This window comes from Caballeronia sordidicola, from assembly GCF_002220365.1.
Lineage (GTDB): Bacteria > Pseudomonadota > Gammaproteobacteria > Burkholderiales > Burkholderiaceae > Caballeronia > Caballeronia sordidicola_C.
This window is the reverse complement of record NZ_MTHB01000061.1, coordinates 1-3,362: the sequence shown is the minus strand read 5'-3', so window position 1 is coordinate 3,362 and position 3,362 is coordinate 1. Positions and strand designations below refer to the sequence as shown.

At 53.8% G+C, this 3,362-nt stretch carries 1 protein-coding gene; it reads left to right on the top strand.

All coding sequences use genetic code 11. The features are described 5' to 3' along the window. Positions 1-1,578 precede the first annotated feature (1,578 nt). Positions 1,579-3,362: UPF0182 family protein (locus tag BSU04_RS10715; protein WP_179258283.1), on the top strand; the 1,784-nt coding region annotated here is incomplete at its 3' end.

Sequence of the window (3,362 nt, the reverse complement as noted above, 5' to 3'; positions counted from 1 at the left end):
ACACGTTCAGTGCCACCGTACAGTTTCGGTGGGACTGCTTCATGCAGCGGTGCAACTTGCGCGATACGCATTGGAACGTCCTGAGAAGAAGTGCAGCGATTAAAGTCACCGGGCCGACCCTGGAGTAGAATTTCTTTGAGCCAAGACCCACCGCACCACGCTCGAGCGGCGCTCGGTTAGTTACTCCTTCGTGTATGTCGAAGCTGCGTTGGTGCGCCGCGGCGTCGTGTCCGTACCCAAATTGATCTGGAGAGTTAAGCTCCGGCTGCTGATCGACATACTCGTATTCGCTGATACGGAGTCGGGGTCGACTCCTCGCAAGAAACAGCACGCTTTTGTTTTGGTAAAAGCTCGATGCGCAGGGGGCGGTGTCTTGTGAGAATGTCCATTCAAGTCTCTATCTTGTTCCGTCGGAAACAGCTTAGCTCTGCGCGTTCGGGTGCGAAAGACTCGGAAACTACTCAGGTACCGAACGCGGCACGTCAGCATGGTTGAGCAAAGCTCGCCGCTCGTATTGAAGCGATGAGTTGGAACAAAAGACCAGCTGCAGATTTGCCTTGAAACCCCGTTTTCGTATGAGAGATCGCGAGAGCGAAGGCAACTTCAGCCTGAAGTGTGCCTAACAATTGAAAGGGGACTCACATCGAATCCCGCCCCAGCGGATCGTTATCAAGTTCGTGGCACCGGTCGGGGGTGGGCTTTCCTGTTTGAAACGGACCTTTCCGTTGTTTGCCGCATGCAGACACTCGCTCGGGCTTCGGAGGCCGTTTTTTGCCAAATATCCATCTCCGTGAAGCCCGCTTCCTTTTATGGCCCGACCCTGATCGCCGAGAAACGGCATAGGTAGTTTCCGAGCCTGACGTTTGCGGCCCGTTGGTGCCATGCTGTACGTTGATCAATTGTCTATTTAGCTCCGACGGAGTGTGGCGGGGAATTGTCGTGAAAAAACCCATGATGTTTGAACGGCAGTGGCAGGATGGGTCCAGTCGTGCTCCGAAGGCAGGCGTGGCTATCTGATCTGGCCCAATGCCATCGCAAAGTTTGACGGTGCGGATCTTACGACAGGAAGCGTTCGTGCGCGGATCTACCCGAACGACTTTGCATCGCTAGAGGAGATCCGCGTTGCAGTGCAGCGGCATAGAGAGGTTGCAGCGCCGAATGATGTCGACTCTCCTGACAAGGGGACCGTTCTGTGCAGAAACCGTCCTATTCGATGTCTCTGAGGGAGACAACATTCTGCTCAACCATCCACTGTGCCCTCAGACGATGGCCAGTAAATTGATGTCGATGCATCACGGGAAGACCGGTCGAGTTGTCTCGATAGCAGGGGAGTACTTACGGTTGGAAGCTTGACTGCAAAGTCGCATCGTGAGTTTTTGCAGGTTTGTTCGTTGTTGGTGGTGTCCTTCGACTCGTAGGTGACTGCCAAATCGCGTTTCGCGTTAATGCAAAACGACAACTCGTGTCGAGCTAGCGATTGGATCCTGGCGGTCACTGGAGTTGCGGCGCGGCCTGGCCTCGCCCATCCGGACATTCCATATGGGCCGTAGGGCGCGCACGCAGATCTGGGGTGGAGCGATGAACGAGAACCCGACAGTTGGAAAGCAGCGAAGTTCGTTTGCTCACGAAGAGGGTAGTGTGATCGGAATGCCTCCCACTTCCCGGCATCTACTGGCACTCACGGTTGTTGCCGTGGCCTCACTCATTGCGGTCCTGGTAGGCGTCGCTGGTTATATAGAGAAATGGCTGTGGATGCGGCAGCTCGGCTACGCCGGCATCTTCTGGACCCTTCTGTCGGTTCAAGTGGTGATGTTTTGCTCAGCTTTCGTCTTTGCCTTTCTGTACCTGTGGATTAACCTTCGCCAAGCTACCAAAAATAGCGGCGACTTCCTCGGAGGCGTTCGAGCATCGAGGCCCGCGTTATCCAGCGTCAACGTGAGTGCGCATCCAAGTATCGATCTGTCTCCCAGACTGTTGAAGGCAGCCGTTTTCCTGATCAGCGCTGTCGTCGCGGTGTTTTCTGCGCTTTATTTCTATACCGAATGGGATACATACCTCCGTTTTCGTTATGGAGGGTCTTTCGGAGTTTCGGATCCGCTTCTCGGGGTCGATGTTGGGTTCTATCTCTTTCATCTTCCCTTCTATGTGCTTTTGCAAGGCAGCTTGACGATACTGACGATTCTGACGTTTGGGATTGTTTTCTCTACGTACATTTTATTAGGGATACGACTAGCGCTGACAAGCGGGGTCGGAAGAATCGCGGCAAGTAGCAGCGCCACGTCACATTTTTCAGTGCTTCTTTTTATCCTGGCTGCCAATTTTGGATGGGGGTTTTACCTCGACCATTACGAACTCGTCTACTCCACCCTGGGTGTCGTTTATGGCGCAGGCTATGCAGCTGATCACGTAACGCGGGTCACCCTCTGGATCATGGTCGGTGTCTCGGCGCTGGCATGTGCGCTGCTCGCATTCAATTTCTTCCGCCCGCGCCTGAAGACGTTGGCTGTAGGGGTTGGGGTGTACTTTGCTCTGTGGTTGATCGGGGTGTACCTGGTTCCATTCTTCTTTCAGGAATTTTTCGTGCAGCCAAGCGAGTTGGCGCTCGAGACACCCTACCTGAAACACTACATCGAGTTCACGAGGAAGGCCTACCAGTTGGATGCAATCCAGGAGACGACTTATCCGGCCCTCCCAAATCTCACACCTGAGGTGATCGCGAGGAACCAGGACACGATCCAGAATATTCGTCTATGGGATTCGCGACCGCTACTGCAGACCTATCAGCAGACCCAGGCAATACGTCTCTACTATCAGTTTTACAATATCGATACCGACCGCTATCACTTGGCGGATGGTTATCATCAGGTGATGCTTTCCACCCGCGAGCTTTCGCCGGAACTTCCCGCGAAAGCGCAAACCTGGGTCAACGAGTACCTGCAGTTCACGCATGGCTATGGCGCGGTCATGAACTTCGTTTCGAAGACGGTCGGGGGAGGGTTTCCGCGATACCTTCTTGAGAATGTCCCAGCCGAATCCGAGTTTGGCCTGTCCATCACTCAGCCTTCCATCTACTACGGACAATCGATGTCGGGGTACCGGATCGTGGCGACTGATATCAAGGAGTTCGACTACCCCAAGGGTAATGACAATGTTTACACCAGCTACAGCGGTAAGGGCGGAATACCGTTAAACAGTTTTTGGAAGAGGCTCTTGTTTGCTTGGTCCAAAGCCGACGTCAACATTTTATTGACCTCTTATCTCAAGCCCGAAAGCCGAATTCAGATCCATAGAGACGTTAGCGAGCGCGTTGCACAGATCGCTCCGTTCTTGCGCCTCGACCATGATCCCTACGCCGTATTGAG